The sequence below is a fragment of the Rhizobium sp. T1470 genome (genome assembly GCF_042140505.1).
Lineage (GTDB): Bacteria > Pseudomonadota > Alphaproteobacteria > Rhizobiales > Rhizobiaceae > Rhizobium > Rhizobium favelukesii.
Genome location: NZ_CP148091.1, coordinates 1,367,185 through 1,382,058 on the forward strand (window position 1 = coordinate 1,367,185; position 14,874 = coordinate 1,382,058).

At 61.2% G+C, this 14,874-nt stretch carries 16 protein-coding genes; 7 read left to right on the forward strand and 9 right to left on the reverse strand.

The window, feature by feature from the left end; translation table 11 throughout:
* Positions 1–139 precede the first annotated feature (139 nt).
* Positions 140–1,027 carry a branched-chain amino acid aminotransferase gene (locus WGT02_RS06835; protein ID WP_208248574.1) on the forward strand — a complete coding sequence of 296 codons (888 nt, stop codon included), beginning with the start codon at positions 140–142 and terminating at the stop codon, positions 1,025–1,027.
* 64 nt (positions 1,028–1,091) lie between these two features.
* Here the strand turns inward: WGT02_RS06835 and WGT02_RS06840 are convergent, their stop codons facing one another.
* From WGT02_RS06840 to WGT02_RS06850, 3 genes are all read right to left on the reverse strand, one after another.
* A complete protein-coding gene (locus WGT02_RS06840) occupies positions 1,092–2,333 on the reverse strand; it encodes a multidrug efflux MFS transporter (protein ID WP_024313835.1) in 1,242 nt (413 codons plus the stop codon).
* Positions 2,330–3,007 (reverse strand): YbhB/YbcL family Raf kinase inhibitor-like protein, encoded by a 678-nt coding sequence (locus WGT02_RS06845; protein WP_208248572.1) that lies wholly within the window; start codon positions 3,005–3,007, stop codon positions 2,330–2,332. Before WGT02_RS06845 ends, WGT02_RS06840 begins: the two co-directional genes overlap by 4 nt.
* 87 nt (positions 3,008–3,094) lie before the next feature.
* Positions 3,095–3,934 (reverse strand): helix-turn-helix domain-containing protein, encoded by an 840-nt coding sequence (locus WGT02_RS06850; protein ID WP_024313833.1) that lies wholly within the window; start codon positions 3,932–3,934, stop codon positions 3,095–3,097.
* A gap of 166 nt (positions 3,935–4,100) precedes the next feature.
* Here WGT02_RS06850 and WGT02_RS06855 point away from each other — a divergent pair, with 166 nt between their 5' ends.
* Entirely contained in the window at positions 4,101–4,445 is a 345-nt protein-coding gene (locus WGT02_RS06855) for a nuclear transport factor 2 family protein (RefSeq protein ID WP_024313832.1), read from the forward strand.
* A gap of 429 nt (positions 4,446–4,874) precedes the next feature.
* Here the strand turns inward: WGT02_RS06855 and WGT02_RS06860 are convergent, their stop codons facing one another.
* The 3 genes from WGT02_RS06860 to WGT02_RS06870 all read right to left on the reverse strand — a co-directional run bounded on the left by WGT02_RS06860 (position 4,875) and on the right by WGT02_RS06870 (position 7,329).
* Positions 4,875–5,675, reverse strand: coding sequence for an ATP-dependent Clp protease proteolytic subunit (locus tag WGT02_RS06860; RefSeq protein WP_024313831.1), 801 nt, complete (start codon positions 5,673–5,675; stop codon positions 4,875–4,877).
* Positions 5,672–6,973, reverse strand: coding sequence for a hypothetical protein (locus tag WGT02_RS06865; protein ID WP_024313830.1), 1,302 nt, complete (start codon positions 6,971–6,973; stop codon positions 5,672–5,674). Before WGT02_RS06865 ends, WGT02_RS06860 begins: the two co-directional genes overlap by 4 nt.
* A 104-nt stretch (positions 6,974–7,077) precedes the next feature.
* Positions 7,078–7,329 carry a hypothetical protein gene (locus WGT02_RS06870; protein WP_024313829.1) on the reverse strand — a complete coding sequence of 84 codons (252 nt, stop codon included), beginning with the start codon at positions 7,327–7,329 and terminating at the stop codon, positions 7,078–7,080.
* Positions 7,330–8,339: 1,010 nt separating this feature from the next.
* On the opposite strand from WGT02_RS06870, the gene WGT02_RS06875 reads away from it, so the two are divergent.
* Both WGT02_RS06875 and WGT02_RS06880 read left to right on the forward strand, forming a co-directional pair.
* Positions 8,340–8,942 carry a superoxide dismutase gene (locus WGT02_RS06875; RefSeq protein WP_024313828.1) on the forward strand — a complete coding sequence of 201 codons (603 nt, stop codon included), beginning with the start codon at positions 8,340–8,342 and terminating at the stop codon, positions 8,940–8,942.
* A gap of 106 nt (positions 8,943–9,048) precedes the next feature.
* The gene (locus WGT02_RS06880) at positions 9,049–9,903 is read left to right on the forward strand and encodes a metallophosphoesterase (RefSeq protein WP_024313827.1); all 855 of its coding nucleotides are present in this window, start codon (positions 9,049–9,051) and stop codon (positions 9,901–9,903) included.
* 197 nt (positions 9,904–10,100) lie between these two features.
* Here WGT02_RS06880 and WGT02_RS06885 read toward each other — a convergent pair whose 3' ends face one another.
* Positions 10,101–10,574 (reverse strand): VOC family protein, encoded by a 474-nt coding sequence (locus WGT02_RS06885; protein WP_024313826.1) that lies wholly within the window; start codon positions 10,572–10,574, stop codon positions 10,101–10,103.
* Positions 10,575–10,750: 176 nt separating this feature from the next.
* Entirely contained in the window at positions 10,751–11,659 is a 909-nt protein-coding gene (locus tag WGT02_RS06890; protein ID WP_024313825.1) for an AraC family transcriptional regulator, read from the reverse strand.
* A gap of 171 nt (positions 11,660–11,830) precedes the next feature.
* Between WGT02_RS06890 and WGT02_RS06895 the strand changes: the two genes are divergently transcribed.
* Positions 11,831–12,610: an SDR family NAD(P)-dependent oxidoreductase gene (locus WGT02_RS06895; RefSeq protein ID WP_037069158.1), complete on the forward strand. Its 780-nt coding sequence runs from the start codon at positions 11,831–11,833 to the stop codon at positions 12,608–12,610.
* A gap of 118 nt (positions 12,611–12,728) precedes the next feature.
* On the opposite strand, the gene WGT02_RS06900 is transcribed toward WGT02_RS06895, so the two are convergent.
* Complete coding sequence (locus WGT02_RS06900) at positions 12,729–13,430, reverse strand: YafY family protein (protein WP_024313823.1); 702 nt, start codon at positions 13,428–13,430, stop codon at positions 12,729–12,731.
* A 128-nt stretch (positions 13,431–13,558) separates the two neighbouring features.
* Between WGT02_RS06900 and WGT02_RS06905 the strand changes: the two genes are divergently transcribed.
* Entirely contained in the window at positions 13,559–14,197 is a 639-nt protein-coding gene (locus WGT02_RS06905) for a LysE family translocator (protein ID WP_024313822.1), read from the forward strand.
* Between the two features lie 157 nt (positions 14,198–14,354).
* Complete coding sequence (locus WGT02_RS06910; protein WP_024313821.1) at positions 14,355–14,804, forward strand: cytochrome c; 450 nt, start codon at positions 14,355–14,357, stop codon at positions 14,802–14,804.
* Positions 14,805–14,874: the final 70 nt, after the last annotated feature.

Sequence of the window (14,874 nt, forward strand, 5' to 3'; positions counted from 1 at the left end):
TTAAGGGATCGCGCATGAATATTACTCCCTGGGAAGCCTCTCCGCCATTTTCTTGCGTAGGATTCCGGGGTGTGGATTTCCACTTGACCGGGTCTTCGCGTGGGGATTTTGCTCTTCGAACTTTTCAAGGAGAATGCCTATGGCCGTCGACACATCGCCCCGTTCAACCACCTGGACTTACGTCGAGGGCGAGTGGCTTACTGGCAACCCGCCGCTCATCGGGCCGACCTCGCACGCCATGTGGCTGGCCTCGACGGTCTTCGACGGCGCACGTTGGTTCGATGGCATCGCGCCGGACCTCGACCTGCATTGCGAGCGCGTCAACCGCTCGGCGAGCAGTATGGGCCTGAAGCCCGTGAAAACAGCCGAGGAGATCGAGGCTCTCGCCTGGGACGGTATCAAGAAGTTCGACGGCAAGACGCCGATCTACATCAAGCCGATGTATTGGGGCGAGCACGGGTCGGCCGGCAGCGTCGTCACCGTCGACGGCGAGTCCACGCGCTTTGCGCTTTGCCTCTTCGAAGTGCCGCTCGGCAACAACGCGCCGAATTCGCTCACCGTTTCGCCCTATCGCCGCCCGTCGCCGGAAACGGCGATGACGGATGCCAAGGCCGGTTCGCTCTATCCAAACAGCGGCCGCGCGATCGCCGAGGCGAAAAGCCGCGGGTTCGACAATGCGCTGATGCGCGACATGAATGGCAACGTCGCCGAGACGGCATCCTCCAACGTCTTCATGGTCAAGGACGGCATCGTCTCGACGCCGATCGCCAACCGCACCTTTCTTGCCGGCATCACCCGCGCCCGTGTCATCGGCCTCCTGCGCAAGGCGGGCTTCGAGCTGCGCGAAGTGACGCTCTCGGTCGAGGATTTCATGAATGCCGACGAGATCTTCACGACGGGCAACTATTCCAAAGTCGTCGGCATCAACCGCCTCGATGGCCGCGATTTCCAGCAAGGGCCGGTCACCCGCAAGGCGTTCGAGCTCTACATGGACTGGGCCTTCGGCCGCAGCGAAAGTGACAGCTAAGCCGCCATTTCTCACTTGAGTACAATGGCCGCGGTGGAAGCCCTAGCGCGTTCCGGCGTCGAGCTTATTTGCGGTCCTGCATAGAGGCGTTGAGCGGCCGCACCAGAAATGAATAGGCGGCGCCAGCAATCAGCAGCACTGATGTGCCGAGAAACACGGCCCGCATGCCGATATGGCCGCCGACAAATCCTCCTAGTACCGGCCCGGCAACCTGCCCGACATATTGCGAGGAGACCGACAGGCCGAGAATGCTGCCCGCGGCACTATCCGGCACGCTATGACGGATGACCGCGGAAATGCAGGGCAGCAGGCCGCCGAGCGCCATGCCCATCAGGAAGCGCAGGATGATCAGCTGCCAGGAGTTCGTCACGAATGCCTGCGGGATCAGCAGCAGGCCGGCAACCGCGAGCGCACCCGCAATGACAGGCCAGTGGCCGATGCGGTCGGCGAGCTTGCCGAGGCGGGACGCCGACAGGATGCTGCCGAGTGCTGCCGCTGACATGACGATGCCTGCGATCATCGTCACCTTGCCCGGATTTTCTGTGAGCTGCGCGACATAGACGGTGATAATCGGTTCGATCGACATGTTGGCGAGCATCAGCAGCAGGCCGGTTGCCAGCATCGCGATTACGGGGCGCTTGTCTGATATCGAGGCCCAGCCGCCGCTCGCCTTCGCAGCCTGCTTGCGGGCAGGGGACTTCTCTTCCTTGATCAGGAAGGTTGTCGCGAGGAACGCCAGAAAGATCATCCCGCCCGCGGCCAGGAACGTGTTGCGAATGCCGATCAGCGGCGGCAGCGCGCCGCCGATCAGCGGACCGACGAGGTTGCCCGCCATGATACCGGAGGCGAGCACGCCGAGCGCCCATGCGGATCGATCCTTCGGCGTCTGCGTGGCAACCAGCACCATCGAGCCGGACGAGTAGCCGCCCGCAAGACCCACGAACAGGCGCAACGCCACCAGTTGCCAGACGCTGTCGGCCATGCCCATCAGCGAAATCGCAAGCGTCATTCCGGCGCTGGCGCGCACCAGCATGAGCTTGCGTCCATAGATGTCGCCGAGCCGGCCCCAGAGCGGTGCCACGAAGGCGGCGGCCAGGAAGGTCGCGCCATAGGCGATGCCGGACCACTGCACGATCGCCGCGTGATCGCTGACACCGAGTTCCTCGACATAGAGCGGCAGGAACGGCAGCAATAGCGTCATCGCGACGATCGTCGTGAAGGAGCCGAGCAGCGAAATGACCAGATTGCGCTTCCAGTAGATCGAGCCGCTATCGACGACGGCTGCGTCCCATTTGGTATCGGTCATTTCAGCGCCTTTGCATTGATCGTATAGGTCAGTTCAGCCGCGCCGGAGGCAAGGATATGTCCCTTTGCGGCGGCAAGAAAATCGGCGCGGGTAAAGGCGTCGGGAAGCATAAGCCGGCCGGTATCGAGCGCATAAACCGTTACCCGATAGCGGTGGATGCGGAGATCGTTCCAGGGTGGGCACGCGCCCATATAGCCCCCGTAAGGACCATCCTTCAAGAAGGCTGCGAAACCATTCTGCCCGCGCCGGCCGTGCTTCGTATTCTCCAGCGGCAATCCTCCCTGCTGCTGGCCGTCGCCGTCGGCGCCTTCCGCCAGCCGGGTCACTGCGGTCGGGATGTTTGCCAGCATCCAAGGCGTGAACTCCATACGCGCTGCGTCCCTCGCGATCACCGTTCCGTCCTTGTTGAGCAGCGACAGGTCCCGCGGCACATCAGGATCGGTCATCACAAGTGCGTACGAGCGCGTGCCCGCCGGACCCTTCGACCAGGAAAGGGCGGGGCTCCTGTTATTGCCGGCGGCTTCCTTGCCGCCCGCCGCGATGCAGGAGGCATTCTCCGCCGGCAGTGTGCGTCCCTTGCCGCTCTTCTCGAAGGTGACCTGCAAATCCGTGGCCAGGATTGGCATCGCGTTGAGGACAAGAATGAGGGTGGTTGCCGTTATCGTTCTGCGCATGAGCTTGTCTCCTGTTCGATGAGACAGCTCTAGCAATCGCGGCGATTGCTCGATGCGCAGAAACGCTCAAAGAATGGTCGCAAAAGCTCAAACGTCCGCGGCGTGTGTCGCACGCTGTCTGGCCCGCATGCGTTCGGCAAAGCGTCGCGGTGAACGATACCCGGCCGCAAGTGCTGCCTCGCGAAGCGAAAACCCGTCCTCCGACAGCAGTGCCGCGACAAGGTCCACGCGCACTTCGGCGAGCAGGTCGCGCAGTGATGTTGCCTCCTCGGCAAGCCGTCGCCTCAGCGTCGCATTGCTGGTGCCGAGTTCGGCGGCGATGGCGTCGGCGGTCCAGGCCCTGTCCGGCTGCCAGCGGATGAGTGTGCGCACGGCGTCGCTGGTCGTCGTCGGCTTCACCGGCAGGACGCCGCGCATGCCAAGCACCATCAGCACTTCCATCACCCGATGTTCGATCAGCGCGGGCGGCAGTGTTCCAGCCGCTATGCCATCGCCAGCATGGTGAATTGCGGCAGCAAGTGCCGTGTCGAGCGGCAGATCGATTGGCCGAACTGGACGTTGAGGCGGGAACGAACGGGCCGCCCGCGCCACAAGTTCGTCGGGAAAGCCGATGAAGATCGCGCGGTAGACGCCGCTTGCGGGATCGGGGTCATTGACGACATCGCCTTGCCAACCCCCGGGAAGAACCAGAACGGTGCCCGCGCCAAAGCGCATCTGCCGTCCCATGGTCACGAGTTCCTTCGACCCCTCGACGATCGCCACGATCGAAGCACGCGGAAAGGCGCAGCCGGCGATGCGCTCGCGCTCGCGCGTCACGAAGGTAAAGAGCGCGGAGGACCGCTCCGCCACCTCCGGCAAGGCCAGCGGGCGGTTATCCTTGGCGGCAAGCTTCTGCAGCCGCTCCAATATGTGTTGCGCTTCCAGCATGAGATTGTCCGCCATCGACAGTGGCGATGATCTTGAACCATCGCCGCAGACTTTCCAAGCCGCATGTGGGGCGGCAGTTGCAGCAATGGCAGGGAGATGGTATAAATCTGATTGCAAAATGCAATCGGAGCTATGGGCACTGGCTGCTTGCCGAAAGGATTGTGCCATGGACCCCACCAGAACATCGCGCGAGCGGACCGTTCGCGGCCTCTACGATGCCTATCTGCAGGGCCGCAAGGATATTGCGGCCGAGATGCTGACAGAGGACTTCACCTTCTCCAGCCCGCGCGACGACCACATCGATCGCACTCGCTATTTCGACCGCTGCTGGCCCGAGCCGGTGCCGTTTCGCGATATGGAGATCGAATACCTCGAGATCGTCGATGACGAGGCCGTGGTCCGATACCGGGCGGAAAAGCATGACGGCGGCGCATTCCGCAACATGGAGGTCCTGCACTTCAGGGGTGACCGGATCGCCTCGGTGGACGTCTATTTCGGTCGCAACGAATAGAGCATATCTCCCGAAAGTCGAACCGGGCCAAGGACATCTGTGAAAACAAAGATTAAACGGAATTCGGTAGTAAGTGCGACCAGTTCTTCGAAAGACCTCCGGTGGTAGGTTTGCGCCGATAGTGCTGAAAAAGTCGAAAATCCGGGCTTACCGAAAAGTCAGCCAATTCGTGTTTTGAGTGAATGTTACCGCTCGATGCTGCTTCACTTCCGTTACGCGGCCCCACGCTGCTTGAACGCAAAACTGGCAGGCCCCCAGTTCAATTTTCTGTGTCGGCCTCTACGGCCGTTAAAAAATCAGAGTTTGCAGAAAACGGACTTTTTCAACAATATCGGCCGAAACCGGTCCTTGGTGACATCTTGGTGGCGTGCGTAAACTGCGACAAGTGATCTCAAAGATCGCGACGCGTTTTGGACTTGGCCCGCTCGCCTATTTCGCCTTCTTGGCTACCGCCGCAGGGGGCGCAACGAGCGCGAACTCCTTCATTTCATCAGGGGAAAGATAGTAGAGCCTGTCGGGCGGGGTCTCCATGGCGTGGATCCAGAGCCCCGGTTTGATTCCCATTTCGTCGAGATGGCGGGTCACGTCGGCGGTGGTGCGTTGTGCTTCCGACATGGCGAGTTCAGGCGAAAGCTTCTCCTTGGTGCCGTTGAAAACCTGATGCACGCCGAGAACGGCATCCTTGTCCGCCGTGCGCACGACACCGCCTGCCATGACGATCGGGCAGGAGGAAACGCAAAGCGCGCCGCCGGCAACGCTGGTTGCTATCTTGCGTTCGCGGATGAGCTTTGAGATCGCGAGCGCGTCGCCGACCGATCCCCCCGGCGAGTCGAGCGAGACTGTTTTGACATACTCGCCACGGGTTTCGATCTCGGTCTGGAAGCGTGCGGCCGCACCCACCTCGATCGTGCCTTGTGCGAGCAGCACGCCGCCTGGCTGCAGATCGAAGCGGATCGCCTTCTTCAGGAGCACGGGGTCGGTCTTCACCTCGACCGGCGCGCCCTGTGGTTTGCCTTCCGTCAGTGCCGGCGGCAGCACGGGCGGGGCGTTCGGCATCATCGGATCGAAGGCTGGAATATCGGGACTGGCAGAGCTGATTTCATGCCAGTCGATGACTACGAAGACCGCGGCCGCGGCGAGGAGGGCATGGAAGGCATGCCGCATCAGCGTGCCGTCATCGGCAGAAAGCACGTAGTCCTTCAACCGTTGCCCCGCCGTTTCTAGTCTCATGCCGGCGGCCCTTTGCGTGGTCCCTTGCCGGAAAGATCGAAGCTCGCAATGTTCGACTGATCGGCCGCTTCGGTGCGCTCCGCAGCATCCATGGCGGCTTCGATGTCGACGCCATGCCGCTGGATTTCACGTTGCACTTCCAGCGCCTGCAGAAGCTCGGCCGCGGTGATCCGTTCGGCAAAGGGCAGGCGCTGCTCCTGGCGGCGCAGCGTCGAATGGACGATCGACAGCATGAAGATCAGCACCGCCGGCAGGATATCGATCGAGATGGCGCCGGCCCAGCTTGGGATGAAATCACCGGCATAGCGCAGCACCGCTTCCGCAGAGGAGAGCGGCACGAAACGGCGCTCGGCCACCGGTTTGCGCTCGAGGATCTGGTCGGCCGCCTGCGATAGTACCTTGGATTGCGCGGCGACGGACGATCGGATCGTTTCCATGACCTGATCCTGCCTTGTGGCAAGGTCGGCCTCGCGTCCATCCGCCACCGGGGCGATGAAGCCGAGCGACAGGTCCTCCGCCGCGCGCTTCACCGACGGCGCTATCGACGTCTGCTCCAGCGAGGTGATGACACCGGAAAGCCCAACGACTTCGGCCGAGAATTGATCGGCGCGCGGGTTGATCGCACCCGGCGCGGAAACCAGCGTGCGCATGGTCTCGAGATGCTTCCGCCCCTCGTCGAACAGTGTCGTCACGCGCTCGCGTGAGGCGTTGATGCCATTCTCCAGCTCGGTCAGCTGCGAGGCCATCTGCGACAGAAGCTGGACGACGCTGCCGGCCCCGGTCGTTCCGGTCAGCGCGCCCGTCTCCCGCTCCTGGTCGGCAAGGCGCTGGAATCGTTCCTGTGTGCGCTGGATGTCGGGAAGTAGGCTCTGCGCGGCGAGTGCATTCTGGTGTGCCTGGTCGAGATCGGCCGTGTAGTCCTCCAGCGTTTCGGCCAGATGCTGTTCGAGCGCCGCCGAGCCCGCCAGTGCGGCCGCGTTCAGCCAGCTCGACATGGCGATGATCATCGCGCAGCCGAGCGCCATGACGCCGAGCATCGCGGTGCGTCCGGCCGTCCCCGTCACATGCGGATAGAAGCGAGCCATATAGGTCCAGAAGGCGTAGATCGCCACCGAAACGGCGCTGGAATAGATGAGCGCTGCGAAGAAGACTGCCGTTGCCGAGCCGTCGAGGATGCTTCGCACCCCAAGGTAGGTGTAAACGCCGGAGGCGAGCGCCAGGATCGCGAACGCGAAACGGGTCATGGTCTCGACGGCTTCGACGCCGTCCTGCAAGCGATGCGATGTGCCGAGCGCCATGGTCTCCTCCGGGCTAGCCCCTTAAGAAACCACTACAATACAGGCAAAAGCAAGGTTTGGCATCGGGCAGGCCGACGGCGCCAAACCGGATCTCGTTCGGCCGCTTATTCGGCCGGCGTAATGTGGGCCGATTCGGCGTCGAAACCCGCTCCGCGCAGCGACTTCTCCGAGATGTCGATCATCGGCGTGAAGCTTGCTACCGGCATGCCGACCTCGTCGCGCTGATCGAGGGTAGCTGCCGGCGCCATGCCGCCCGACCGCTCGCTGCGTGCGACTTCCAACTGGCCGGTCAGGATGGCACGCTCGGCGCGCAGCTGCCGGATTTCCGACTTGGCGATCTCCAGGCTGGTGCGCAACTGGCCGATTTCGTAGCGATGCGCGTGTCGATATCGCGACGCGGCGCATCGGCATCCCGGTCGCGGCGTACGCGCAGGCTCTCGGCTTCACGCAGCGTCAGCGCGCGCTGCCTGCTTGCACTTGCCGTCACCTCGGTCGCGAACTCCTGCCAGGCATCGCCTGACGAGGTGTGGGCCGCTCCTGCCGCGGCCAATTGTGCGTTTGTCGGTAGCAAATGCCACTATTGTTACGCGACTAGAAATTGAACGACAACTTTGCTACAAAAGGCAGCCTTGGGAGGCATGGAAGTTACGCTTGGTAGTGAGCGCAGAACTCTGTGCTCCGAGGGGCGGAGGCGTCGATGCCTTTCACACCTTCAACAGCGTCCATGGTGGCCTTCGCAGCGATATCGGTTTGCCTTTTCGCACAGAGCGATGCCCACCAATCCGACAGCGGTTGGACATACCCGCCATCGTGCTGCACCGGTAAAGATCTCGGTGGAGACTGCCGGGCCGTACCCAGATCTCAGGTGAGGAAAGGACCCAACGGATTCTCTGTTATCCTTCATCCGGGGGACCATCACCTGGTGACGCGAAACCAGTTGTTCCTGATCCGTTATGGAGATGAGTTACGCTCTGGAGACGGTGATTTTCACATCTGCCTGCAGCCAACCGATGACCCCACTGAGGCGGATGGGATAGGACGGGGTGGACGGTATCATATGAACTGCTTTTTTGCGCCTCCTGACGGCGTTTGATCACCAAGCGGGCTTTTGGGGACAGTTGCTGCAAATAGCGCAATTGTGCAAAAGCGGATTTTATTCCTCTCCATCTGAAAGGCCCCGTCTCCTGCTGTTGCGAAACGCGCCCATGATCAGCGATTTAGGGCCGCAAAGCCAAGTGCTTGGTAGAGGCAATTTTTCCTCTCGGCCGATCTTTTTTGATATTTCGCTGGTTGCCTCTCCATGCTTGCGCTCCTATGTTCCGCCTCACCTGCCGACTACGCAAACTATTGCCAAAGGAGACCCGCAATGGCTTTCGAATTGCCCGAACTTCCCTATGACTACGAAGCGCTTCAGCCCGTCATGTCGAAGGAAACCCTGGAATTCCATCACGACAAGCACCACAAGGCCTACGTCGACAACGGCAACAAGCTTGCGGCAGAAGCAGGCCTTTCCGACCTCTCGCTCGAAGACGTGGTGAAGAAGTCGTTCGGCACCAATGCCGGGCTCTTTAACAATGCTGCCCAGCATTACAACCACGTCCACTTCTGGAAGTGGATGAAGAAGGGCGGCGGCGGCAACAAGCTGCCGAGCAAGCTCGAAGCTGCCATCAGTTCCGATCTCGGTGGCTACGACAAGTTCAAGGCCGATTTCATTGCCGCAGGCACGACTCAGTTCGGCTCCGGCTGGGCATGGGTTTCCGTCAAGAACGGCAAGCTCGAAATCTCCAAGACCCCGAACGGCGAAAACCCGCTCGTACACGGCGCAACCCCGATCCTCGGCGTCGACGTATGGGAACACTCCTATTACATCGACTACCGCAACGCGCGCCCGAAGTACCTCGAAGCCTTCGTCGACAGCCTGATCAACTGGGATTACGTCCTGGAGCGCTACGAAGCCGCTGCGAAGTAAGCAGCTCGCAAGAACAAGATGTCAGCACCCGGCGGCTAGAAACGCCGGGTGTTTTCGTTTCGACGACCGTCACAAGCTTGTCATGCCGCGCGCCTAAAGCCCTGCCATGACATCCTTTTCCGATTTCCCAAGTCTCCGCTTCGGCATCGTCGCAGACCCGCAATACGCCGCAAGGGCGCCGCATCTCGGGATGAACCGCCATTATGCCAAAAGCCTCGCCAAGCTGGCAGAGGCAATCGAGGTCTTCAATCGTGAGGACCTGAGCTTCGTCATCACGCTCGGCGATATCATTGACCGCGATTTCGAGAGCTTCGACGATATCCTGCCCGTCTACGGTAGCCTGAGGCACGATAATTTCTTCCTGCTCGGCAACCATGATTTTTCCGTCGCAGCGGATCGATTGGTCGATGTCGCTAAGCGTGTCGGACTGACCTCGCCGTGCTACAGCTTCGTCCGACACGGCTGGCGGTTCATTGGTCTCAATGGCAATGAGGTCAGCACCTTTGCGCCACCGGAAGGGCATCCCTATCGAGACATCGCGGCCCGCCGCCTTGCTGAGCTCAGGGCTGGCGACGCCATCAACGCGCAGGAATGGAACGCCATGCCGAGCGACGAGCAGTTCGCCTGGCTTTCCGGCCAGATCGAGGACGCCGGCGCCACGGGCGAGCGCGTTATCGTCATGAACCATTATCCGGTCTATCCGCCGAACGAGCACGACAGCTGGGATCGTGAGCGCATCATCACGCTTCTGACGGCGCATGACAATGTCGCCGCCTACCTCAGCGGCCACAACCACGCAGGCAATTTCGGCACGCTCGACGGATGCCACTTCCTCAATTTCAAAGGCATGGTCGATACCGAGACCGAGAATACCTTCGCCATCGTGGAGATCTGGGCCGACCGCATGGAAGTCCGCGGCTTCGGACGCGAGGACAGCCGGATGCTGAAGCTCCGGCGCTAGGTCAGGATGATTTTGGCCCGAAGCCACCTGCGTGTTTCACGAAATGCGTAAAAAGGGGGCAAGCCGATTGATCCGACGCGATCGGCAGCTTTGCGCCCGTCAATGCGGCCCCACGTGAGGCGTGGCAAGGCGGCGCCATGTCTTGCGCCAGGTACGGCCGCTCTGGCAGTAAAATTTCCGCGCGATGCGATGGTGCCTCAGCCACGCCGGGCGGCTTCGATCACCCCAACGTCGATCTTCCTCATGGTCATCATGGCATCAAAGGCACGCTTTGCTTGATCACCGCCTGCCGCCAGCGCTTCGGTCAGTACGCGCGGTGTGATCTGCCAGGACAGACCCCACTTGTCTTTGCACCAGCCGCATTCACTTTCCCGGCCGCCGTTGCCGACAATGGCGTTCCAGTAGCGGTCGGTTTCTTCCTGATCGTCAGTTGCGATCTGAAATGAGAAGGCTTCGTTGTGTTTGAACGCGGAACCGCCGTTCAAGCCGATACAAGGAATACCCGCGACCGTGAATTCAACAACCAACACGTCTCCTTGCTTACCGTCCGGATAGTTTCCAGGTGCACGAATGACGGCACCCACGGCGCTGTCGGGAAAGGTTTCGGCATAGAAGCGGGCGGCGGCCTCAGCGTCTTTGTCGTACCATAGGCAGATCGTGTTCTTTGCCATTGCGCGGGTCCTTTCGCTCTTCATTTCCCATGTCCTCCCTGAAATAAGAAGCAAACCGTCTTTCTCCAGCCCATACGAGCCATGTCACGCGGCCGATAGCCAAGTGCCTCTGTATGGTCGAAGGGTCCGCTTTGGGCCCACAGTTGCGATTGGACCCGGTAGCTTTCGGTATCGCTCTAAGCTGCCGTCACCATCGGCAGCTCTTTGCGGTCCATGGCATCGCGCTTCGGCGGCGTGCCGAACATGCGCGAATATTCGCGGCTGAACTGCGAGGCGCTTTCGTAGCCCACCTGATAGGCGGCAGTGGCAACGCTCGCACCGTCCGAAACCATCAGTCGCCGCGCCTCCAGCAGTCGCAGGTTCTTCTGATACTGCAGCGGTGTCATGGCGGTCATCTGCTTGAAATGCTGGTGGAAGGAGGAGGGGCTCATGCGGGCGATGGACGCAAGCTGCTCGATGCGCACGGGCGCAGCGAAATTCTCGCGCAGCAGGTGGATGGCATCGGTCATGCGGCGGGCATGGCTGCCGGGTAGAGCAAGCTTGCTGACCTCGCCCGCATTCGGCCCCGTCAGCAGCCAATAGCAGATTTCGCGCATGATCGCCGGGTAGAGCACCGGAATCGCCCTCGGCGTTTCGGTCAGCCGCACGAGTCTCAGGACGCAGTCGGCAAGCACCCCGTCGAAATCCTGAACGAAGACCCCGGCTGCGCCGTCGCCGACGGGCCGAGGCGGTTGTTCCATCGCCTCCATCACCTCGCGGAGGATCGTCACGTCGAAATCGATGTTCAGGCCTATATAAGGTTCCTGCTTGCTGGCCTTCGTGATCTGTCCGACGGCCGGCACCTCGAACGTGACGATCAGCGACTGCATCTCGCCATATTGGAAGTCCCGGTCGCCGACCATGATTTCCTTCGCTCCCTGGACGACGACGCAGATCGTCGGCCGGTAGATCATGTGGTTCGGCATGACAGGATGGGTGACGCGGGATACCGAAAGCGCCGGCACCGGTGTCTCGAAGCGCCCGTCGGCCTCGCTGGCAGTTCTGTCGATAAAGGTGTGGATTGCTTGCTTGAGGGTATCGAGCATCGCCAGCTCTCCTTGGCCATCCCCCGACGGGGCCTTTCAAGATATGCGCCGCATAGCCCTCGGCCGCAAGTCTGTTGGAGGATCAGGCAAGAAATTCGAGAGTTCCGGCATTCAACAACAGGCCCTCACAGGCGTACCGTTAGGGCATCAACTTCAGCAAAGGAAGAGATCATGCCGAACGAAACTCGAGCAAATTCAGCATCTAAGATTGCCATCGTCACCGGCGGCAGTCGTGGGCTCGGCCGCAACACGGCGATCAATCTCGCCCGTCGTGGCGTCAACGTCATCTTCACTTATCGAGCAAATCGGGCAGAAGCGGAGGCCGCCGTTTCGGAGATCAAAGCACTCGGCGTCGACGCCATTGCTCTGCAACTGGACACCGGCCATATCGCCGACTTCGACGCCTTCGTGGGTAAGGTAAAGGACACCCTGCAAGGCCTTGGACGGAGTGAGTTCGACTACCTCGTCAACAATGCCGGCAGCAGCTATCACGCAGCGATTGTCGAGACGACGGAAGAGGCCTTCGACGAGCTCGTCAATGTGCACTTGAAGGGCGTCTATTTCCTGACGCAGAAGCTCTTGTCGCTGATGGCCGATGGCGGGCGCATCATCAATATATCGAGCGGCCTTGCCCGCTTCGCGGTGCCGGGCATCTCTGCCTATGCGTCGATGAAGGGTGCGGTCGAGGTCTTCACCCGTTACCTCGCCAAGGAGCTCGGTCCGCGCGGCATCACGGCCAATACGGTTGCACCCGGCGCGATCGCTACCGATTTCAGCGGCGGGATGGTGCGTGACAATCCGACCTACAACAAGATGGTTGCCGATGCGACGGCGCTCGGCCGTGCCGGCGTGCCTGACGATGTCGGCCCGATGATCGCCTCGCTGCTCTCGGAGGACAACCGCTGGGTCAACGGCCAGCGCATCGAAGTCTCCGGCGGCACATATCTCTGACGCGCCAGATCAGGATGATTTTAGGTCGTTCGACCTGAAATCTGAATCCCGATCTACATCAAAGAGCTAATAGAGCGGATTTCGGCCGAGAACCGCTTACACTTTTCGGCATCCCGCTTTAGGCGGTTGCGGCGGCCGGCGGGTTCAGCCACTCGCCCGTCCACAGCTGCCGCAACCGGTCGCCTTCGCCCCGGAAATAAGCGTCGGCCGCCTCGCAGTTCTCCACCCGGTCGCTGCGGAAATTGCGGATCGCCTGGCGCAGCTCGCACCAGGCCACGATGTTGGCGGTTTGCGAATAATAGATGAGCGCGATCGGTCGGATCTTGCGCTCGGTCGCGCGGCCAAGTTCGTCACGATAGTCGAGCACCAGCTTCTGCTCGTCGCGGATGGCGCGGCGAACAAGACCGAGGTCAAGGCCTGCCGGAGATTGGGCAACCGATCCCCAGGCATAGAGCGCTTTTCGTTCCATCGCCTGACGCAGCGGCGCCGGTACGGAGCCGGCAATCTTCTGGTTGACGCTCTTGGCCGCCCGCTTGAGTTCCTCGTCGCCGGTCCGGTCGAGCAAGGCCAGTGACAGGACGATTGCCTCCATTTCCTCGACCGAGAACATCAGCGGCGGCAGGTCGAAGCCGGGTCGCATGATGTAGCCGATGCCGCGACCTCCCTCGATCGGGACGCGCATCGCCTGCAAGGCGGCGATATCGCGATAGATCGAGCGTACGGTCACCTCAAGCATCTCCGCCATGGCTGCCGCCGTCATCGGCTTGCTCGCCAGTCGCAGGATCTGGATGATCTCGAAAAGCCGTGAAGCCTTGCGCATTTTCGCCTCCGTCGGTCTAGGCTCCTGACAATACCCTGTCAGTTGGGTCGTCGTACAGATCTCCCTATCAAATTGAAAATCAACAAGGTCCCGGAAATCGACCTTGACCTGGATAGCGAGCAACTGACATGACTTACAGCGAAAATCTCTGGCTCTATTTCACCCTCCTCTTCGGCATCATCATCGTTCCCGGTATGGACATGCTCTTCGTGCTGGCCAATTCGTTGACCGGCGGCAGGCGAACCGGCATTGCCGCGACTGCCGGCATCATGGCAGGCGGTGCAGTGCATTCGCTCTATGGCGCGATCGGCGTCGGCGTGCTTGCAATCCTCTTGCCGACGCTGTTCAACCCGCTGCTTTTTGCCGGTGCCGCCTACATGGTCTGGATCGGCTACACGCTGATGCGCAGTTCGATTACCGTCGATACCGTCGGGGCTGGTGGCCTGCGCTCGGGCTGGCGGGCCTTTGGCCAGGGTGCGGCGACCTGCCTGATGAATCCCAAGGCCTATCTCTTCATGATCGCCGTCTATCCGCAGTTCCTGAAGCCCATCTACGGGCCGATCTGGGCGCAGGGCCTCGTCATGGGCTTCATGACCATGGCGACCCAGGCTGCCGTCTACGGGACGCTGGCGCTGACGGCGGCGCGAAGCCGCAATTTGCTGGTGTCCAATCCCAAGGCGACGATCCTCGTCGGCCGGATCGCCGGCGGCCTCCTGATCGCTGTTTCGATCCTCACGGCATGGCACGGTTGGCGCGCGCCGTCGTGAGGCACTCGGTGTGAAACGATTTGGAAGCCTGTCTTTTCCTGAAATCCTTGAAATCTCACCCATTTGTTACTTTTGGAGGCGGAAAAATTTGCAATGATGCCGCGCGCCTAGCGAAGCGCCGGGCTTTGCGCACCTGTTATCAACGAGGAGTGGAGACATGAGACTGAAAACGATAGCCGCGGCACTGCTCGTCGCCGGCCTGGGGGTCGTGGGCGTTGCCATTGCAGCAGACGACGGCACGCACGAAGCGCGTTCTGCGCTGATGAAGAAGGTCGGCGGCGCGGCAGGGGCGATGACAGCAATCGCCAAGGGCGAGAAGCCCTACGACGCAGAGGTGGTGAAGGCTGCGCTGATGACGATCTCGGAAACCGCAAAGGTTTTCCCGGATCAGTTTAAGGCTGGCACCGAAAAGGGCGATAAGGCGGCAAGTCCGAAGATTTGGGAAGATCACGCCGACTTCAAGGCCCGTGCAGCGAAGCTTTCAGCCGATGCCGACGAGGTCCTCGCCCAGCTTCCGGCTGACGCAGCCGGTGTCGGCGGCGCTTTAAAGACGCTTGGCGGCAACTGCGGCGGATGTCATGAGAAATTCCGCATAAAGACCGAATAGCGATCCTGGCATTTCAGTCAAACGATCCGCGCCAGCCTTGTCGCTGGTGCGGATCGTTTTATGTTTTCAA